The following is an 18,231-nucleotide window of genomic DNA, read 5'->3' as shown; positions in this document are numbered from 1 at the left end:
ATTTGAGATTACTCACACTCATGGAATACTGTTTATTGATTTTCTTTATGGGCATTTATTTATCGGCGACTGGCTTTAATGCAAGAGACTTTGGCCTTTATATTGGACTTGTCCTCATTTACACACTGGTCCATATCTTTTCAAAACGGTTTTTACAAAAGCGCGGAAAAGACAATGTGAAAATTGGATTATTCCGTTCTGTTGTGGCGATTACTGGGTCCGTTTTCGCTTCTGTTTTGGCCATTGTCATCATTGTCACGATGCTCACACCAAATTAAAAACGACCCTACATGAAGGGTCGTCCATTCAAGCACCTTTCTTACGCATTGAGAAAGGTGTATTTATTGTGTTTGTCGAATATCGCCAAATGGGAAGAAAACAAATTCTGATGTGCCGACAATCCGATCCTTTTCAATGAGTCCGAGTCCATTTCGACTGTCCATAGAATTCAGTCTGTTGTCACCCATAACAAAGTAATCGTTTTTCGGTACTTTCACTGGACCAAAATCTCCTGTTAAATGTACCTCATACTCTTTGGCATGCGCCTTGTTCTCTTTTAAATAAGGCTCATCTACTTTTTTACCATTAATGTAAAGCGTATCATCCTTCATTTCAATCGTGTCGCCTGGAAGGCCGATCAATCGTTTGACATAATGAATTTTCTGACCGTCTTTTCCATTAATAATCACGATGTCACCACGTTTGACTCCACCAAGATAGTTGATGGTTTTGTTAACAAACAGCTTTTCTCCATCATGAAGGGTTGGTTCCATTGACTCTCCTTCCACCACATACGGCTCAAAAATAAACGTACGGATGATGAGGACGAGGGCAAGTGCAATTAAAATGGCTTTGATCCATTCAAACAGAGAACTTTTCTTCTCTTTTTTGGCTTGTTTCCCATCAGATTGAATGTCATTTTCGTTTTGTTTGTTTTCTTCGTTCAAAATACTGCTTCCTCCTAAGACTTTCTGCTAAAAGACTTGAAACGCGAATTGAATAACTTTACTTTATCACATGTCATTTAAAAATTCACAAGACAACCATTCAATTAGATATTTTTTCCTAATTTGCTGATGATTAAACAAAAAGAAGCACCGCTTTTCACGATGCTTCTTTTCAAATTAAGCTTCTTGTCGGACTGGTTTTTTTAGAATTCCGAGAAGTAGCGCTGTAACAATGGCACCGATTAAGATGCTGATGATGTAAAGAACTGGATGGTTTGTTACCCAGAAAACGAATAGTCCGCCGTGCGGTGCAGGAAGCGTCACTCTAAAGAATTCTGTTAATCCACCTGCAACTGCTGCACCAATCACAGCTGAAGGAATGACGCGCAGAGGATCTGCCGCTGCAAACGGGATCGCCCCTTCCGTAATGAACGCAGCTCCCATGAAGTAACATGTAATACCTGCTTCGCGGTCACGTTTAGAGAATTTGTTTCTAAAGATCGTTGTCGCTAGGGCAATTCCTAGAGGCGGCACCATTCCACCTGCCATAATCGCAGCATGCGGTGCATAGTTGCCAGCAGCAATCATCGCAAGACCAAATGTGTAGGCCGCTTTGTTAATCGGACCACCCATATCAATGGCCATCATACCAGCTAAAATAATCCCCATTAATACAAGGTTTCCAGTACCAAGTGATTCAAGCCAGTGTGTTAATCCGTCCATGACCATTTTAACAGGTGTGTTGACGATGTAATGCATGATAATCCCTGTAAAGAAAATACCGAACAATGGATAGAGCAGAACTGGTTTAATACCATCGAGCGACTGTGGTACAAAAGTGAATACTTTTTTGAGCAGCACCACGATGTAACCAGCAAGGAAACCAGCAATCAATCCGCCTAAGAATCCAGCTCCTGCTGCAGAGGCCATGAATCCGCCAACCATACCTGGTGCGAAACCTGGACGGTCTGCAATACTCATTGCGATAAATCCAGCTAATACAGCAACGATTAAGGCAAGCGCATTATCTCCGCCAATTCCTTTTAATACAGCTGCAAATGAATTGAAAGAAGGATCTTTAGGATCAGCTGAGTTAATTCCCCAGAAGAATGAAATCGCAACGAGGATACCGCCCCCAACAACAAACGGAAGCATGTTGCTTACACCGCTCATTAAGTGCTTATAGAATCCACTTCTTCCCTTACCTGACGATTCATTTTCATCTTTTGAAGAACTGCCGCCTGAACCTTTATAAATCGGCGCATCTTGATTGATGGCTTTTTCGATCAATTCTTGCGGACGGCGAATTCCAGCTGTCACAGGTACTTCAATGACATGTTTGCCTTTAAAGCGTTCCATTTCAACTTGTTTATCAGCTGCCACAATAATAGCTGGCGCTTCTTCAATTTCTTTTGCTGTCAGGGCATGTTTAATTCCACTAGAGCCGTTTGTCTCAACTTTAATGTCAACGCCCATTTCTTTTGCTTTTTCTTTCAAAGCATCTGCGGCCATAAATGTATGCGCGATGCCTGTTGGACAAGCTGTCACCGCTAAAATTTTAGCAGGTTTTCCCGGTGCAGCCGGTTCCTCTTTGACTTCCTCTTCTTCTTCATCGTCTTTATCATGTGTATTGATAATTTCAATGATTTCATCTTCAGTAGCCGCTTCAAGAAGCTGCTTTCGGATCTCTTCACGCATGAGAAGTGTGGATAAACGAGAAAGAGCTTCTAAATGCGTGTTGTTTGCGCCTTCAGTTGCTGCAATCATAAAGACAAGATGACTTGGCTGTCCGTCTAATGATTCATAATCTACACCAGCTGTTGAACGGCCAAATGCAATGGCAGGTTCTTTCACACTTGCTGTTTTCGCATGAGGAATCGCAATTCCTTCTCCGATTCCCGTAGAGCTTTGTTTTTCACGATTAACAACAGCTGCTTTGTAGCCTTCTTTATCATTTAATTTACCAGCTGTATCTAATACAGTGACCAGTTCTTCAATAACGGCTTCTTTTTGCTGGCTGTCTAATTGAAGCTTAATCGTATGCTTCGTGAGTAGTTCTGTAATTTTCATGATGACTCCTCCTTTAAATGCGTGTGACTTTTACTTGTGGCAATAATGTATCGACAAGCTCTTTTGTTCCAAGTTCCTCAGAAAATGCTGTAGCACTTCCTGATGTGACGCCAAGCTTAAATGATTCTTCTATGGAAAGGCCTTTAGAAACGCCAGCTAAGAATCCTGCAACCACTGAATCCCCTGCACCAACTGAGTTGATCAACTTGCCTTTTGGAACATTAGATTGAAAGACCCCTTCCTTACTGAATAAGAGAGCCCCGTCTCCAGCCATAGATACAATGACATGTTCAGCACCTTGTTCCAACAGCTTTTTCCCATAAGGAATGGCTTCTTCTGCAGATGAAATACTGGTTTCAAACATTTCACCTAACTCATGATGGTTTGGTTTCATTAAGAATGGTTTCAGATCTGCTGCTTTTTTTAAGGCTTCTCCAGAAATATCAAGTACTACTCTTACCCCTTGCTTCGCACATACTTCAGCAATGCGCTCATATGTGTTATGAGGCAGTGAAGAAGGAATGCTGCCTGCTAATACAACGACATCGCCTTCTGTTAATGAAGTGAATTGGGATAAAAACGAATCGAACTGTGCTTCAGTAATACTTGGACCGAGCCCGTTGATTTCCGTTTCTTCGCCTGTTTTTAGTTTCACATTGATACGTGTATCTTCTGGCACCTCATGAAAGGCTGTTTGTAATTGTTCGTTTTGTAAAAAGTCTTGAATATATTTGCCCGTAAAACCGCCAATGAATCCAAGTGCTTGTGATTCAACACCGTGCCGTTTTAAAAGCCTTGAGACATTGATTCCTTTACCACCTGGATATTTTTTGTCATAGGTTGAACGATTTAAACCGCCGACCGCAAAATCCTCCACGTGCACGATGTAATCAACTGATGGGTTTAAAGTAACTGTATAAATCATGTTTTCACTACCTTTATAACCGTTTTTTCATGGTAATTATCGAATGAATCCTCTTTTGCGTCGTTTGTGATAATGGTGGCTTCCTGTAAACTAGCAAAGGCTGAAAACGATATTTCGCCAAACTTTGAGGCATCTGTTAAGATGTAGGTTTTTTTTGCCTGCTTCATGGCTCTTTTTTTAATGAGCGCTTCTTCTGGATCAGGTGTTGTAAACCCTGCCTCGGGATGAATGCCGTTCGTCCCAACAAAGCTTTTGTCAAAACGGTAATTTTCCATAGCTGTCAAAGCTGCGGCTCCCACCATGGCTCCTGTTCGATGTTTCACTGATCCGCCTATCAGGTAAAAAGAAATGCCTTTTCTCATGAGTGCTTCAATGTGCATGACACCATTTGTCACCACCACGATATCTTGATCTGGATCGATAAAGTCAATCATTTGCTGTGTTGTCGTACCAGCATCTAAGTAAATACAATCGCCTTGTTTTAAAAGTGATGCAGCTGCCTCTGCAATCAATGACTTTTCATGAAGGTTTTTGGCAGATTTCTCAAACACATCTGGCTCAAGACGAATACTAGATATTTTAGCAGCTCCTCCGTGAACTCTTTTAAGAAAACCTTTTTCTTCGAGGGCTGACAAATCTCTTCTAATTGTAGATTCAGACGCATCCGTCATAATCGTTAAGTCCTGTATTTTGATGACATCGTTTTCTTCTAAATAGTCGATAATGAGTTGATGTCTTTCTGGTGTTAGCATTGAAAACACCCCCTTTTGAAAACGTATTCATTTTGCGCGCACCTTTATTGTAATCGCTTTTTTCAACATTATCAATACAAAACAATCAAATACATTCAATAACTATCAAAATCTTTCACAATGGTCATCTTACCTTTATATGTACCATTTGTAAACTGAAAAATATGTGACATTGAGAAGAAAGTCATGATATTAGCATTTCTATCATTTTTCATTTCATTCAATTGAACGAAAAAAAGCCTTTATGCGTTTTGCATAAAGGCTTCAGGTGCGGAAAAGCAGGCAACATATCTCGTTCTACCTTCTTGTCAGCACCTTGAACGTTAACTTTAGGATTATTCATATCTAAGTGATTCAATAGGATCGAGCCTCGCTGCTTTATTGGCAGGAATCAGTCCAAAAATAATACCAATGAGCATACTAAATAGGACGCCTCCACATACGATCTGCCACGATACAAGAGAAGGCCACCCTGCAAACAGTGACACAAGTGAAGCACCTCCTAAGCCAAGCGCGATTCCAAGTAACCCACCGATCAGTGTAAGGACGACAGACTCAATTAAAAACTGAACGAGTATTTGAGTCCTAGTTGCCCCAAGTGCCTTTCGAATTCCGATTTCTCTTGTTCTTTCTGTGACTGATACGAGCATAATATTCATGACACCAATGCCGCCGACAAGTAATGAGATACCAGCAATTGAGCCAATGATTGTTGTCATGACAGACGTAATCTGACCAATGCCTGCTGCAATCTCTTCCAGATTGATCATTTCGTAAGCATCGTCTGTATGGTGATTTTTATTTAATCGTGCAGCCGCACTCTTTCCTACTTCTTTCATTTGATCAGCATGTGCGACTTGAATAGACAACTTATCATATTCTTTCACACCAAATGCAGTTGTCAGCATTGCAAAAGGGACATATATTTCATTCATATCAAATGAAAACAGCCCTTCCTGTTTTGCTAAAACTCCGATCACCTCAACCGGCTGTCCATTCATCCAAATCAACTCGCCTACTGCCTTCTCTCCATTAAACAATTCTTTTTGTATCCCTTCTGAAATAACAGCTGCCCTTCTTCCGCTCCTAAAATCGATTTCACGTAAGTCCTGTCCTTCTGCTATATGTAATGAATGTACATTCGTGTAGCCTTCATTAATCCCATTGACCGTTGCATCTATTGTTGTATCTTGGAACCTTAATTGCATGCCTTGTGCCGTAGAGGAGGCAACCTGTTTAACCCCATTCAATGCTTGAACACTTTGAATGTCTTCTTCAGTAAATGTGGCTTCAAATAACGCATTCGGATTCGCATTTAACTCCTCATCAGAGGGTGTATAGGTCATATCAATGGTATTGTTTGGCCCTGAAATTGATTCTTTCAGCATTTGCTCGCCGCCTTGACCGATGGCAACGACTGCAATCACCGAGCCAACCCCAATAATAATGCCAAGCATCGTTAAAATAGACCGCAATTTATGAGCTAGGACAGAATTCAGCGCTATTTTGATATTTTCAAAGAGTTTCATTCATTGTGTCTCCTTGTATCAATCTATCTTGAGCGAGGCGTCCATCTCTTACAACGACTATCCGGTTTGTATACGCAGCTATTTCTTCTTCATGAGTAACGAGCACAACCGTTGTTCCTTCCTCATTGAGCTTTGTAAACTGTTCCATAATCGAGCCGCTCGTTTTTGAATCAAGAGCGCCTGTTGGTTCATCTGCCAAGATGAGCTCCGGCTCATTGACAATCGCACGTGCGATGGCTACTCTTTGCTTTTGACCCCCTGACAACTCGTTTGGCATATGCTTCATTCGATCTGCCAAACCAACCTTTTCAAGTGCCATTTCCGCACGCTCTTTTCTTTCCTTTTGACTGATACCAGCGTAAATCATCGGAAGTTCAACATTTCGCCTCGCATTTAATCTAGGCAGTAAATAAAATTGTTGAAAAACAAAACCAATGGATCGATTTCGAATCACTGCCAGTTCTTGATCCTTTGCTGCCGACAGCTCCATACCTTGAAAATGGTACTGTCCGGAGGTCGGGTGGTCCAGACAGCCAATGATATTCATTAACGTTGATTTTCCAGAGCCGGACGGGCCCATAATGGACATATACTCGCCTTTACCAATGACGAGGTCCACTTCACTTAATACATCAAATGTCTCCTCAGCGACTTCGTAGCTTTTTGTCACGTTTGAAAGCTGAATCATTCAGCATTCACTTCCATTCCGTCATACATATCATCTGATGGCTCTGCAATGATTTGATCTTCTTTTGTTAAACCTTTCGTCACTTCAAGATCTTGACCTGACGTTTCACCTAATGTCACTTTTACTTTCTTCAGTGCATTCTTTTCAACAACATAAACGTATGAACCATCTTTGTCTTTTTTCACAGCTGTTTCAGGAATTGTGTGCACTTGACGCTTGTCCGTTTCAATTTCCATGATCATTTTAAAGCCTGGTTTTGCATCCGGCTTTTTCCCTTTTATTTCAATTTCGACTGGATATTGTACGGTTTGATCACTAGCAGCTGTTTCTGCTGTTGACTGGGCAGGCACAGCGCCCACTTTTTTCACCACTCCTTGCCAACTCTTTCCGCGAATGACATCAGACGTTACCTTTACTTTTTGTTTCTTTTTGACTTTCATAGCATCATACTCACTGATTAAGCCTCGTACAATCATTTTTTTCTCATTGCCAATATGGATTAACGGCTGTCTCTCTTCTAGCTTCCCTGCGCCAGCATCTTGCTCGATGGAGATGACTGTTCCTTCAATTTTGCTATGTATCGTTAAATCTTCTATTTGTGCCTTTACTTTTTCTTGGTTAAGCTCCGCTTGTTTTTGCTCTAATTCAGCAGCTTTGAGTTCGAGTTCAAGCTGATCTCGCTCGTTTTTCGAATCAGAGCCCGCCTTTTTTCCCTGATTTTCATCTAATGAATTGAGTCTATTTTGTAATTGTTCAAGCTTTAGTGTACTTGATTCAGCCGCAAGTGCTTGCTGCTGTTCTTCAAGCTCCAGTTCCTTATTTTCATATGTAAGGAGCGGTGTTCCAGCTTTCACTTTTTCTCCTTCTTTCACAGCGATATGATTCAGGCTTCCCTTCTCCTCTTCTGTATAAATAAATTGCTCCTCCGAGAATGAAAGTGTTCCAGGCGTCATCACCTTAGAGGTTATTTCTTTTGATGCAAGTTGGACTGTTTTAAATGATGCCGTAGATGCAGGCTTTGATTGGTTTTTTGCAATATTAAATCCAATAAATAGACCAATCACAATAATAATAATGGATCCGATGATGATTTTCTTTCTCATAAAAACATTCTACCTCCAGCTTACTACATGTTGATGGTGATCGTAGTTCCTATATATTGAAAAATTAAAGATAATACATAAAAGACACTCACAATAATCCAAGATATTCTTGGCGAAATGCGGCCGACCTTGATCAATAAAAAGCCTGTTAAAACAAGATTCCAGATCACAAAAAGGTCAATATTTCCTAACACAGCATGCCATGAACCAGACATTCGAATGAATGCGTTTAATGAGGTAATAGTGATATCTTTTGGCACATGAAACATGATGATCGCTAAATGAGAAATGATCGTACCAATGATCGTAATAGGTGTGATATAAAGCACACCTGAAAATAGCTGCTGAAACGTTGCATCACCTTTTGCTAAAAAGACGATGAACTTGTATACGGCAGTATTAATGACAATCCCAATGACCAAACCAATGAGCGTGATCACATAAACGAAAGGGATTGGTAAAATTAAATCTGCCCACATTCCTTCATTCACTAGCTGAGACAAATAAGTGACAACAACTGTTAATACAAGCACACATGATAAAGGCCACCAAACGAATGGCTGCTCCCACACTCTTTTTAAATGCTCTGATGGTCTTGTGCTTACGCCTATAATTGTGGGTTTTTGCGTTGTTTCTTTCATCAAATGTCATCCTCTCCATGTGCTGTAAGTATGGAAACGTTTTTTCATACTCTTGTTGTTTCTATTTTATCAAAAGATTGCCAATAAGTGATAGATCATTTGATTTTCTTATTTTCATAGTGATAGGATTGAATCTATTATTCTATTTTCATGAACGACATCCTTCAAATGATACTTGGACCGACCATATTCATATGAAAAAATCATGATTTTACTGACTGAAAAACATTTTATGAAGTAAACAACATGTCTTTCGGAATAAATATCCTTTTCCTTTGGATTCAGATGGTCTCAGTTAGACACAACAATTTTTTGTTAAAATATTCCTAGTAATTTCAATGAATCCCGGCTTTATAGGACTATGTTTAGCGCCTTTTATAGAACAGATGAGCCTTTAGTAACAATACTTTCATATTAAAAAAATAAAAATAAAAGGATTTTACTTGATCAAATGTTATTTTTTCATATAATGTAAAATAGAGGTAGGTTAAATGATAGTGGAAATGGAGTCAAGTGAATGTTAAGAGAAAAATTGAAACTGCAATTGATTTTACTTTATGAAAAGGAACAAGAAGCATGGCAATACTTTCGAAAGGAAAGAGAACTGATTTATCATGAGCTTAAATTACTTGATATGAAAGAGAGCAGACCTTCTAATGACAAAATATACTACGCAGCAAGGTGTGTAGATATTATTAAAGAAAAAAAGGGAAGCATTGTGAGCACAAAAGAATTAAAAGAACAGCTTCAAGCACGAACAGATTTCAATGTGAGACGAATCAGCGAATTGTATGATCTCATTCAACAGCTCGATCCTCACATTTCTAAAGCACGCCGGGGATGTTTTATTTACGAAGATCATACCCAAGTACCTCTACAATCTTTTCACACATAAAAAAATTGGTTACAGCCGCCGGCCATAACCAAGTCCTCTAATATCTATTATCCACCACTTACAGGAGGAATGAGTGCAACAGTGTCCCCGCTACGCACTTCAGCATTTCCCCTCGTATATATTTCGTTGACTGCAACCATCACGTTTTGTGCAGTATCAACACCATATACCTCCTGTAATTCTATTTTAATCTCATCAACCGTTGTTTGATCTTTTTGAATGATGATTTGTTGTTTACCGGCCTTCTCAGCAAGGCCGGCGAACAATAATACGCTAATCATGCCGCTTCCCTTCTTTCTCGTTAAGTTGGAGAGTACTAGGTTTTCCTTCCGGGTATGAAACGGTTTCAAGCTGATCACCTATCCAAGCCTCTCCATCTTCCCAGTATTCCTTTTTCCAAATAGGAACGATTTCCTTTATTCGTTCAATCGCATATTCATTGGCTTCGTATGCAGCTTTCCGATGAGGTGATGAAACAGCTATTGCCACTGCAATGTCACATATCTCAAGAGTGCCAATACGATGCACAATAGCAGCTTCTGTATCGGGCCAGCGTTTTTTAATTTCTTGTCCAATTTGACTCAACATATTTTCCGCCATTGGTATGTATGCTTCATATGTTAAATGCAGCGTTTTTTTGCCATTTGTCCATTCTCTTACCGTGCCTATGAATGTCGTAATGGCTCCCGCTTTGCGTCTTGTGACATGCTGAATCAATTCATTCACATCAATTGGCTCTTTTGTGATGTTAAAAAGTTCATTCATACGAGGCTTCCCCCTTCAATAAATTAAAAGCAAATGTGATCCCGCGCTTATCAAATGCTGAAAACACAGGAAACGGGTATTTCTCAGTGAATTGTATTTCTTTATTGAAATAAATGGCTGCTTGTATATGAGAAAGTGTTGAAAGATCAATGAGTTCCTGTTCGTCTTTGACACACAGGATTTTGCGGTAAGGCGCCTGTTTGTATCCTTCGATCAAGACGGCATCTAAAGGAAGATGCTGACACATATTAAGTAGTTGTGCGAATGTCATGTGCCCTATGAAAAAGTGACATTCACCTTCTCCCTCCACACCTGCGGCAAATGCCCCCGCTTGAACATATCGATCCGTATCTTTTTGTTTGAACAGACGGTCTGGCTTTCCACCATGTCCGTGATGTTTGAAGCAGCCTAGCTTCATTTCTTCTTCATCCGCCAGCTGACATAATTTTTCGATCAGCGTCGTTTTACCACTATTTTGATAGCCCACGACTTGTAGAATGTTTAATTTGTCATCCAACATGGAGCACCGCCTTCGTGGTGAAATAGCAGAACGCTGACCTGGTCACCTGCACTAAACCCTCTTGTTCCTCCGGGCAATACAATGAAACAATCAGCATGAGCAATAGATGTCACCGCACTAGATTTATCAAGACCTGTTGGCGTCACACTTAGCTGACTGCCAGTAAAATGAAGTGATGCTCTAACAAATCGTGTGAACGGATTGGCTTTTGGAAAATCATGTGTCAGCTTCGCCTCAGCAAAAACAGGAAATGGATTTTCTTTCAAACACCATTTATAAATGATCGGTTTGACAAATAGTTCAAAGCCAACAAAACAGGCAGCCGGATTTCCTGACAGCCCATAAAGCAATTGACCATTTGGCAACGCAGCAACGGTCGTCACACTTCCAGGTCTCATGGCGACTTTATTAAACAACACATCTGCACCAAGTTTTTCATAAATAGCAGGTAAAAAGTCAAAATCACCTACCGATACACCACCTGTTGTGATGAGCATATCAACTTTGCTTAAGGCTGCTTTTACTGCTTCATAGCTTTGATCAAAATCATCGGATACACCGCCTAAATCAAGCGGTTCTCCTCCAGCTTCAAGAACCTGAGCGTACACCATACTTAGGTTACTATTTCTAATTTTACCGTCCACCATGGCATCACTTACTTGTAGGAGCTCGGTACCTGTTGAGATGATACCGATCACCGGTTTTTTGACGACTGGCACAACCGCATACCCGAAAGTTGCCAATATCGCCGTCACGCCTGGGGTAACTTTTGAGCCTTTTTTGATCATGACGTTCCCTTTGAGGGTCTCTTCTCCTTGCCGAGAAATATTGTCTCCCTTTTTCAGAGGTCTTTTAAGTGACATCATTGATTTGCCGTCTTTTTTAAACGTTTTCGTCAATTCGAGCATGATCACAACATTTGCTCCTTTTGGAATCTTCGCTCCTGTCATGATGCGAATCGCTTGAAAAGGGCCGATCGTTTTTGCAGAAACAATACCTGCCCCTATATGATCAATGACCTCAAATTCAACCGGATGCTCGCTCGATGCATCCTTTGTATCTTCTGCTCGAAGTGCAAAACCATCATACGGAGAACGATCAAAGGCAGGAACATCGTGATCTGCTAAAATATCCTCTGCAATCCATCTTCCAAGGCTGTTCTTTAAAGGAACCCATTCGACTTGTCCATGTTTTTGAAATTGGTGGACTTTCTTTACTGCCTCTTCTACTGGAATTGGCTGTCGTCTTTCCATCACTTCTCACTCCTATATGCCTAGCAGTCTTGCTAGTAATGAATTGGCTACTTTTTCATCATTTGTCCCATGGATTAATACACGTCCTCCTTTAAAACAAACGATACGGTGTCTTTCATAGCGTATATGAATTAAAAAATCGTTCACTTCCACCTCACAAATAGAGGACAGACGCTCTTTTACATGCTGAAATGAAAGGTTTTCTAAATCCTTCGATATGATTTGAACGGTGTCACGTCCGCAAAGAACCGCTGTTTTTTTGCGCTGTTCCTGTAAATATGGATACGTTCTATTTGTGCCGCAAGAAGGACAACTTTCCTGCTTCGTACGAGATACATCCATTTTAAACGAAGACGACTGCCACAAATCAAACGTGACAAACTTTCGCTCCATTTGCTCTTCGTGCCCTGTTAAATATTTTAATGCCTCTGTTTGCTGATAAGCCGACACCATTTGGACAGCAGGAGAAATAATACCAGCTGTATCACATGTCAAACCCCCAACAGGCATTGAGGTAAACACACAGGATAAGCAAGGTGTTTTGCCCGGCAAAATGGTCATATACATTCCCTGACTGCTCACACAGGCACCGTAAATCCAAGGCGTATTTGTTTCTAAGGATAAATCATTCATCACCATTCTTGTCTCAAAATTATCAGTCGCATCAATGACGATATTTGCTTTTCGGAATAAAGGTCTTAACAGCTCTACTCCTGCATCTTCAATAAGAGCGTGAATGGTCACTTCATGGTTGATCTCTTGGAGACGTTTTTTAGCTGCTGCCGCTTTTGGCACATGCATCTTTGCATCGTATTCAGTGTACAGCTGCTGCCGCTGTAAATTTGAGAATTCGACATAATCACGATCTACAATCGTCAAAGTACCAATTCCTGAACGGACAAGCCCTTCAGCAGACGCTGTTCCAAGTGCACCAGCTCCAACAATAAGGACATGACTTTCGGCAAGCGCAGACTGCCCTTTTTCCCCTACCGGAGTGAACAAGATTTGCCTTGAATATCGCTCGTTCAATATTGTTCTCTCCTCCTCGTTTTTATGTATCATATCATACCGTTTTCAGGTAAATCGCTTCTTTTATTGATATTGTGAAATTCATTTGGTGCCACGTTCAGTTCGTCGGCTGGAACAACCTGGACGTGAAGTTTTTGTAATAAGTCTTTGATAGCTAATTGATTCTCTTTTAAGCACGCAGAAATAAACGGAAGGCTGCGGCGGTGATAAAGCGCAAATAACGGCTGTAATCTTTCCTGCACCATCGGGACCACAGCATCTACATGCTCATGGCAATAAGAAGATAAAGCGACGGCTGTCTCTTTTCGTATGAATGGCATATCACATGCCGTCACTAAATACCACTCTGCTTCTTGCTTTTGCATAGCGGTATATATGCCTGCAAGCGGGCCATATCCACGCACCTGTTCATCATCTAACCAAACAGCTTGTTCCCCTCTTGCTTTGAAAAAAGGCAGAAGCTTCGGGTGACTGATGATGATGGTTTCCCCTTTCAAAAGTTGCTCTTTCACATGTTCATATAGTGGTTTCCCCTGATAGACATGACTTGCCTTTGGCTCTCCAAAACGCCTAGAAGCACCTCCGGCTAGTATCACATTCACTATTCTCATCATCTCATCCCCTTTGATATGGTTGTTCTAATCGCACTCATTTCGCATACTTTATTGATAACATGAATAAGGAGGGTCTACCTATGAACCGGCGCCATGCTTCTCCCCTATTCCATGATCTGTCTCAAGAGAATCTATTTTTAAAAGCTGAAACGGCCAAATATCAACAGATGATTTCAGATTTACAGTCCACATATACGTATGCTAAAAACAAGAAGCTATCTCAAGAATATCATGAGATGAAAAAGGATTTCACTCAATTAAAACAACAATTGGATGAAATGACCATTGACCAGGACGAAGCATCATCTAAAATACAGGATCTCTCTTATAGCAAATCGGAACTATTACATAAAATCGTCCTTCTTCATGAAATGCTGCAAAAGGAAACCTATCATAGACGAAAAGAAACAGAGGAAAAGCACCGATTGCATTTGAAGGTTGTAAAATATAAGGAAATGTCTCAGCAACTACAGGAGCGATTACTAGACCAAGATAAACAGCTTGCAAAAGAGGAGAAAAAAGGAAATACTTTATCCGCTGTGATTGAAAAACTGCAACAAACTCTAGGCGATAAAAACGCAGAGCTTCATTTATTACAAGAAGGCGTGCGGCATCTACAGGAGCGTTTTTATGAAACACAAGAAAAATTACTGCAAATCGAAAAAGCAAAAGAAGCCATTTTTTATGAAACACTCACGAGCTACCAAAAACAGTTAGCCGAAAGCGAGGAATGGATCGCTTCTCATTTTGCTGATATCGACCAGTCAGCCCAAACAAATGCCGAGCCGTTCTCACAAGACCCTATTTTGCAAACAACCGAAGAAATAGGACCGATTTTGAAGAAACTAAACGAACAAGTAGAAACGCTCCAGGCAAAAGTTGATGCGGTGCAGCGGAGTGGAGAGGTCATGACAGTGAAGATCGATGGATTTAAAAAACAGCGCGACAACATGCCCAAAGAACGAAAGATTGTCTATACAGTTGATCAAAAAAAGTGATCAGTTCATCACGTACGCAAGAAAAAACTGCTGGCATTTACGCCCAGCAGTTTCTTTTTTATTTATTCGTCTTCTGTTTGAATGTCGCCTTCTAAAATATACTGTCCGCGATAAGGTTTCTTCACTTCTGGGTACATTTTAATTAAGCTTTGCATAAACGTTGTCATATTTGGAATTTCAAGACCGCTCTCTTTTTCAATCTCTTTTTGAAGTTCAGAGCTTTTAATCGCCGCATTATGACGCTTTAATGTTTTGATTGCAGCTTCACGAAGCTTAGCTGCCTTTGATCCAGGTCTAGCTGTGCCTCTTCTGCGTCTTGTAGATCCTTCAGGAATACCTACAGGTGCACCATTTAGCTGACCTGTTCCTAAAGATGATGTAACGTTTGACTGCGTTTGCGCAGGCTGATTGTAGCTTCTCATTTCTTGTGCAGCCAGCTCAGCTAATACAGGCAACGAATCCGTTTTTCTCTCTGTACGCACTTCTTTTTTTGTATCTGTGACGAGACCTGTACCTTGACGGTCTAATTCTCTTAGTTTTGCGTAAATCGCATCTCGTTCAATTTGATATTCACGGATGACCTTTACTTCTGCTTCATTTAATTGTTCCAATCGTAAACGTAACGCTTCCCTCTCATTAAACAATGGATTTCCCCCTCATCATATAAAAAATATTCTATAGTAAATATTAGATTAGAAAACTAATTTTATCAACTATTTTTTTATCATTTTACAGTTTGCTATCAGATAGGTATTTCCAACTAAAATTTTGCCAAAGAAGAAAAATCGGCACCCATTTCATTGCCACTATAGGCTTTTGACTACCTTTAAAATATTGTAAAAATTTTGAATAAATGCTTATACTACTTGATTTATATAGTTATTTACCAAACTGAAATTTCTTTTGTGCAAAAACGTTCTGAATAGTAAAAAGTTAAAATCTTTACATTTTCATTTCAAAACGAAAATGTAAATAGGTCATAATACCTTTTTGTTTCAGGAAATTTTTTTAATGAAATCCCTCATTTTCTCTTTTCTTAGGCATTCCACCTACAATCATATTCATACAGTGCAATATGTCTCCTGTTTTTCCCCATGAAAAAACCCCCATTCATGGGGGGGAAATCCTATTCTGCAGCCTTTTCAGACTCAGAAAGGACTCGATTGACACGTTTTTCAAGCATTTTCATACCGCTGCCGCCAGCTTGGAAGTGGCGTAAAGCACCTGTTTTATCGAATACATAGTAAGCTGGTACATATTCGTTCTCAAATGCTTCTGTTAATTTATGGTCGCTGTCTACAAAGATTGGCTGTGTGATTTCATGCTCATTTGCAACCTCTTTGATTTTTTCTAGATCTAGGTCATCCTCTGAACGTGGCATATGAACTGCGATCACGTTTAGTTGATCCTTGTATTCATCACGGAATTGGTTCACTTGCGGCATCGCCTCTTTACAAAGGTGACAGCTAACTGACCAGAAGTGGATCAATGTTGGTTTATCACCAATTAATTCTTCTCTTGTTACTTCTCCATTTAACCATTCTTTTGCACCAGTTAGTTCTGGCATTGGTTGACGTAATTTCATTTTGAAGCGCCTCCATTCATTGTATGTCTCGAAACAAAAAGGTCTAACATCAGTTAGACCCCAGCATGTAGACAAACCCTCGCATTCTTTGTCAGTCCTGCGTGCTGGTGCTCACGAATGTCACATTCGCTTCGCGCCAGTACTCGTCCTTCCTAGACTACAAAGGTTTTCTATCACGCTGAAAAGAAGACAAAGGGCTAAAATAAACAACATTTTAGCCCTTTGTCAACAATCTGAAGGTCTAACATCAGTTAGACTGTTTCTTCAACTATCAATTAAAGTGTTTTTTGACCAGGCTTCCAGTTCGCTGGGCAAAGTCCACCAGTTTGTAATGCTTGAAGAACACGTAGTGTCTCATCTACATCACGACCGATATTGTTGTGGAATACTGTTTGATATTGAAGTTCGCCTTCTGGGTTAATGATGAATAGACCACGAAGTGCAATTCCTTCTTCTTCAATTAAAACACCGTATTCTCTAGATACTGTGTGGTTTGTGTCAGCAGCTAGTGGATATTTTAATTCTCCAAGACCATTGTCTTTACGATCTGTGTTGATCCAAGCAAGATGCGTATGGATTGTATCAGTAGATACACCAATGATTTCAGCATCTAAATCTTCAAACTCATCATAACGATCGCTCATTGCTGTAATTTCAGTTGGACAAACAAAAGTGAAATCCATTGGATAGAAGAAAAGAACTGTCCATTTGTCATTCTTGATGTTTTCCTCTAAACTCACTTTACCAAATTCCTTATTAGCAAGTACTGCTTCCATTTCAAAACGTGGAGCTTGTTTTCCTACAAAACGCTCTGCCATATGTAAATCCCTCCAAAAATAATATCTTTATACAGACTTCTTAGCTGTATATAAAATGAGAATCAATAGGTTAAATTCTCATTTAGTTAATAACTTCACAAATATAATTATAATACTTAAGCGATTTTTAGTCAATATTAATTAATAATAAATTTAATTAACGATTTGTCACAATCTCTCGCTCCAACTATTAAAAGTTTAACATGACTTGCATAAGGGAACAAATGATTAGCTTCTCATTTCGCACATACATAGAAAGGTTTTGAAGATCATGAAAGCACTTGAACAAGTAGATTGGGTTTCCATCATCATGAATATCAGTATGATTTTGCTAAAACTCATTGCTATTTTTGTGATTTATTTTATCATCAGAGCGATTGGAAATAAGATGATTAAGCGTGCCTATTCAGCATTCTCTGAGAAGCACGATGTCTCTTTATCACGAGCTCAAACGCTGCAAAGTCTTACCTTAAATATTTTCGCCTACTTGCTGATTTTTATTCTAGTTGTGATGATCCTCGACTTATTTCATTATAACCCAACCGCCTTGCTGGCTGGTGCAGGTGTTGTAGGACTTGCCATTGGATTTGGCGCTCAAGGATTAGTGAGTGATATTGTGACAGGCTTCTTCATACTGCTGGAAAAACAATTTGATGTCGGCGAGTATATAACGGTTGCTGGTTTCGATGGGATCGTTGAACAAATTGGACTGAGAACAACACAGCTTAGAAGCTTTGACGGCACTCTTCATTTCATTCCGAACCGAAGTATACTTAATGTAAGCAATCATTCACGAGGGACGATGCAGGCACTCGTTGATATCGAATTATCCCCAGATGAAAATGTGGATCAGATGATCACCACTTTGCAAGCAGCCTGTGATGAAGTTCGTGAGAGCATGCCGCAAATCATCGAAGGTCCTCAAGTCGTTGGAGTGGAATCATTTGGCTCCTCATCCCTCGTCCTTCGTATCATTGCAAAAACTGAAACGATGGAGCAGTGGCGTGTCGAACGAATTCTGCGCAAAAAAATGAAAGAAGCACTCGATCTAGCCAAAGAGCAAAAAGAACCAGGATCATAAAATCCTGGTTCTTTTGTT

The 18,231-nt window shown here is 40.1% G+C and carries 21 protein-coding genes; 4 read left to right on the top strand and 17 right to left on the bottom strand.

Going from position 1 to position 18,231, the window contains the following annotated elements; all coding sequences use genetic code 11:
* Window positions 1-2 precede the first annotated feature (2 nt).
* On the top strand, window positions 3-278 hold the full coding sequence (locus NSQ64_RS07985) for a hypothetical protein (protein ID WP_024719551.1): 276 nt from the start codon (window positions 3-5) through the stop codon (window positions 276-278).
* 63 nt (window positions 279-341) lie between these two features.
* Here NSQ64_RS07985 and lepB read toward each other — a convergent pair whose 3' ends face one another.
* The 8 genes from lepB to NSQ64_RS07945 form a co-directional block, all read right to left on the bottom strand.
* On the bottom strand, window positions 342-914 hold the full coding sequence (gene lepB, locus NSQ64_RS07980; protein WP_034647709.1) for a signal peptidase I: 573 nt from the start codon (window positions 912-914) through the stop codon (window positions 342-344).
* 210 nt (window positions 915-1,124) lie between these two features.
* Window positions 1,125-3,017, bottom strand: a complete 1,893-nt coding sequence (locus NSQ64_RS07975) for a PTS fructose transporter subunit IIABC (protein ID WP_008345139.1) — start codon at window positions 3,015-3,017, stop codon at window positions 1,125-1,127.
* Window positions 3,018-3,030: 13 nt separating this feature from the next.
* Window positions 3,031-3,942 (bottom strand): 1-phosphofructokinase, encoded by a 912-nt coding sequence (pfkB, locus tag NSQ64_RS07970; RefSeq protein ID WP_268356721.1) that lies wholly within the window; start codon window positions 3,940-3,942, stop codon window positions 3,031-3,033.
* Window positions 3,939-4,694, bottom strand: a complete 756-nt coding sequence (locus NSQ64_RS07965; protein ID WP_138278468.1) for a DeoR/GlpR family DNA-binding transcription regulator — start codon at window positions 4,692-4,694, stop codon at window positions 3,939-3,941. The genes pfkB and NSQ64_RS07965 overlap by 4 nt, the downstream gene beginning before the upstream one ends.
* 335 nt (window positions 4,695-5,029) lie before the next feature.
* Window positions 5,030-6,223 carry an ABC transporter permease gene (locus NSQ64_RS07960; protein WP_160757736.1) on the bottom strand — a complete coding sequence of 398 codons (1,194 nt, stop codon included), beginning with the start codon at window positions 6,221-6,223 and terminating at the stop codon, window positions 5,030-5,032.
* Window positions 6,210-6,911, bottom strand: a complete 702-nt coding sequence (locus tag NSQ64_RS07955) for an ABC transporter ATP-binding protein (protein WP_047946876.1) — start codon at window positions 6,909-6,911, stop codon at window positions 6,210-6,212. The genes NSQ64_RS07960 and NSQ64_RS07955 overlap by 14 nt, the downstream gene beginning before the upstream one ends.
* On the bottom strand, window positions 6,908-8,014 hold the full coding sequence (locus NSQ64_RS07950) for an efflux RND transporter periplasmic adaptor subunit (RefSeq protein WP_173407976.1): 1,107 nt from the start codon (window positions 8,012-8,014) through the stop codon (window positions 6,908-6,910). The genes NSQ64_RS07955 and NSQ64_RS07950 overlap by 4 nt, the downstream gene beginning before the upstream one ends.
* Window positions 8,015-8,037: 23 nt before the next feature.
* Window positions 8,038-8,655 (bottom strand): YIP1 family protein, encoded by a 618-nt coding sequence (locus NSQ64_RS07945; RefSeq protein WP_341015901.1) that lies wholly within the window; start codon window positions 8,653-8,655, stop codon window positions 8,038-8,040.
* Between the two features lie 517 nt (window positions 8,656-9,172).
* Between NSQ64_RS07945 and NSQ64_RS07940 the strand changes: the two genes are divergently transcribed.
* Window positions 9,173-9,550 (top strand): Rok-like winged helix domain-containing protein, encoded by a 378-nt coding sequence (locus tag NSQ64_RS07940; protein ID WP_039168668.1) that lies wholly within the window; start codon window positions 9,173-9,175, stop codon window positions 9,548-9,550.
* Between the two features lie 47 nt (window positions 9,551-9,597).
* On the opposite strand, the gene moaD is transcribed toward NSQ64_RS07940, so the two are convergent.
* Genes moaD through NSQ64_RS07910 form a run of 6 tightly spaced genes read right to left on the bottom strand, consistent with a single transcriptional unit; the run spans window position 9,598 to window position 13,728 of the window.
* Entirely contained in the window at window positions 9,598-9,831 is a 234-nt protein-coding gene (gene moaD / locus NSQ64_RS07935) for a molybdopterin converting factor subunit 1 (RefSeq protein ID WP_008345159.1), read from the bottom strand.
* Window positions 9,824-10,315, bottom strand: a complete 492-nt coding sequence (locus tag NSQ64_RS07930) for a molybdenum cofactor biosynthesis protein MoaE (protein ID WP_212362510.1) — start codon at window positions 10,313-10,315, stop codon at window positions 9,824-9,826. The genes moaD and NSQ64_RS07930 overlap by 8 nt, the downstream gene beginning before the upstream one ends.
* Window positions 10,308-10,835: a molybdopterin-guanine dinucleotide biosynthesis protein B gene (gene mobB, locus NSQ64_RS07925; protein WP_041507370.1), complete on the bottom strand. Its 528-nt coding sequence runs from the start codon at window positions 10,833-10,835 to the stop codon at window positions 10,308-10,310. Before mobB ends, NSQ64_RS07930 begins: the two co-directional genes overlap by 8 nt.
* Window positions 10,817-12,091, bottom strand: coding sequence for a molybdopterin molybdotransferase MoeA (locus NSQ64_RS07920; protein ID WP_341015894.1), 1,275 nt, complete (start codon window positions 12,089-12,091; stop codon window positions 10,817-10,819). The genes mobB and NSQ64_RS07920 overlap by 19 nt, the downstream gene beginning before the upstream one ends.
* 9 nt (window positions 12,092-12,100) lie before the next feature.
* Entirely contained in the window at window positions 12,101-13,117 is a 1,017-nt protein-coding gene (locus NSQ64_RS07915; protein ID WP_024719562.1) for a MoeB/ThiF family adenylyltransferase, read from the bottom strand.
* Window positions 13,118-13,146: 29 nt separating this feature from the next.
* On the bottom strand, window positions 13,147-13,728 hold the full coding sequence (locus NSQ64_RS07910; protein WP_019743805.1) for a molybdenum cofactor guanylyltransferase: 582 nt from the start codon (window positions 13,726-13,728) through the stop codon (window positions 13,147-13,149).
* An 83-nt stretch (window positions 13,729-13,811) separates the two neighbouring features.
* On the opposite strand from NSQ64_RS07910, the gene NSQ64_RS07905 reads away from it, so the two are divergent.
* A complete protein-coding gene (locus tag NSQ64_RS07905) occupies window positions 13,812-14,729 on the top strand; it encodes a hypothetical protein (protein WP_008345172.1) in 918 nt (305 codons plus the stop codon).
* Window positions 14,730-14,791: 62 nt separating this feature from the next.
* Here NSQ64_RS07905 and NSQ64_RS07900 read toward each other — a convergent pair whose 3' ends face one another.
* The 3 genes from NSQ64_RS07900 to ahpA all read right to left on the bottom strand — a co-directional run bounded on the left by NSQ64_RS07900 (window position 14,792) and on the right by ahpA (window position 17,132).
* Window positions 14,792-15,373: a Rok-like winged helix domain-containing protein gene (locus NSQ64_RS07900; protein WP_007498648.1), complete on the bottom strand. Its 582-nt coding sequence runs from the start codon at window positions 15,371-15,373 to the stop codon at window positions 14,792-14,794.
* 482 nt (window positions 15,374-15,855) lie between these two features.
* Complete coding sequence (locus NSQ64_RS07895; protein ID WP_008345174.1) at window positions 15,856-16,314, bottom strand: TlpA disulfide reductase family protein; 459 nt, start codon at window positions 16,312-16,314, stop codon at window positions 15,856-15,858.
* Between the two features lie 275 nt (window positions 16,315-16,589).
* Complete coding sequence (gene ahpA, locus NSQ64_RS07890; RefSeq protein WP_007498654.1) at window positions 16,590-17,132, bottom strand: biofilm-specific peroxidase AhpA; 543 nt, start codon at window positions 17,130-17,132, stop codon at window positions 16,590-16,592.
* A gap of 271 nt (window positions 17,133-17,403) precedes the next feature.
* Here ahpA and NSQ64_RS07885 point away from each other — a divergent pair, with 271 nt between their 5' ends.
* The gene (locus NSQ64_RS07885) at window positions 17,404-18,213 is read left to right on the top strand and encodes a mechanosensitive ion channel family protein (protein ID WP_008347975.1); all 810 of its coding nucleotides are present in this window, start codon (window positions 17,404-17,406) and stop codon (window positions 18,211-18,213) included.
* Window positions 18,214-18,231: the final 18 nt, after the last annotated feature.

It is taken from the genome of Bacillus sp. FSL W8-0183 (assembly GCF_038006825.1).
Classification (GTDB): Bacteria; Bacillota; Bacilli; order Bacillales; family Bacillaceae; genus Bacillus; species Bacillus altitudinis.
The sequence above is the reverse complement of the archived record's forward strand: the minus strand, read 5'-3'. Positions and strand labels throughout refer to the sequence as shown.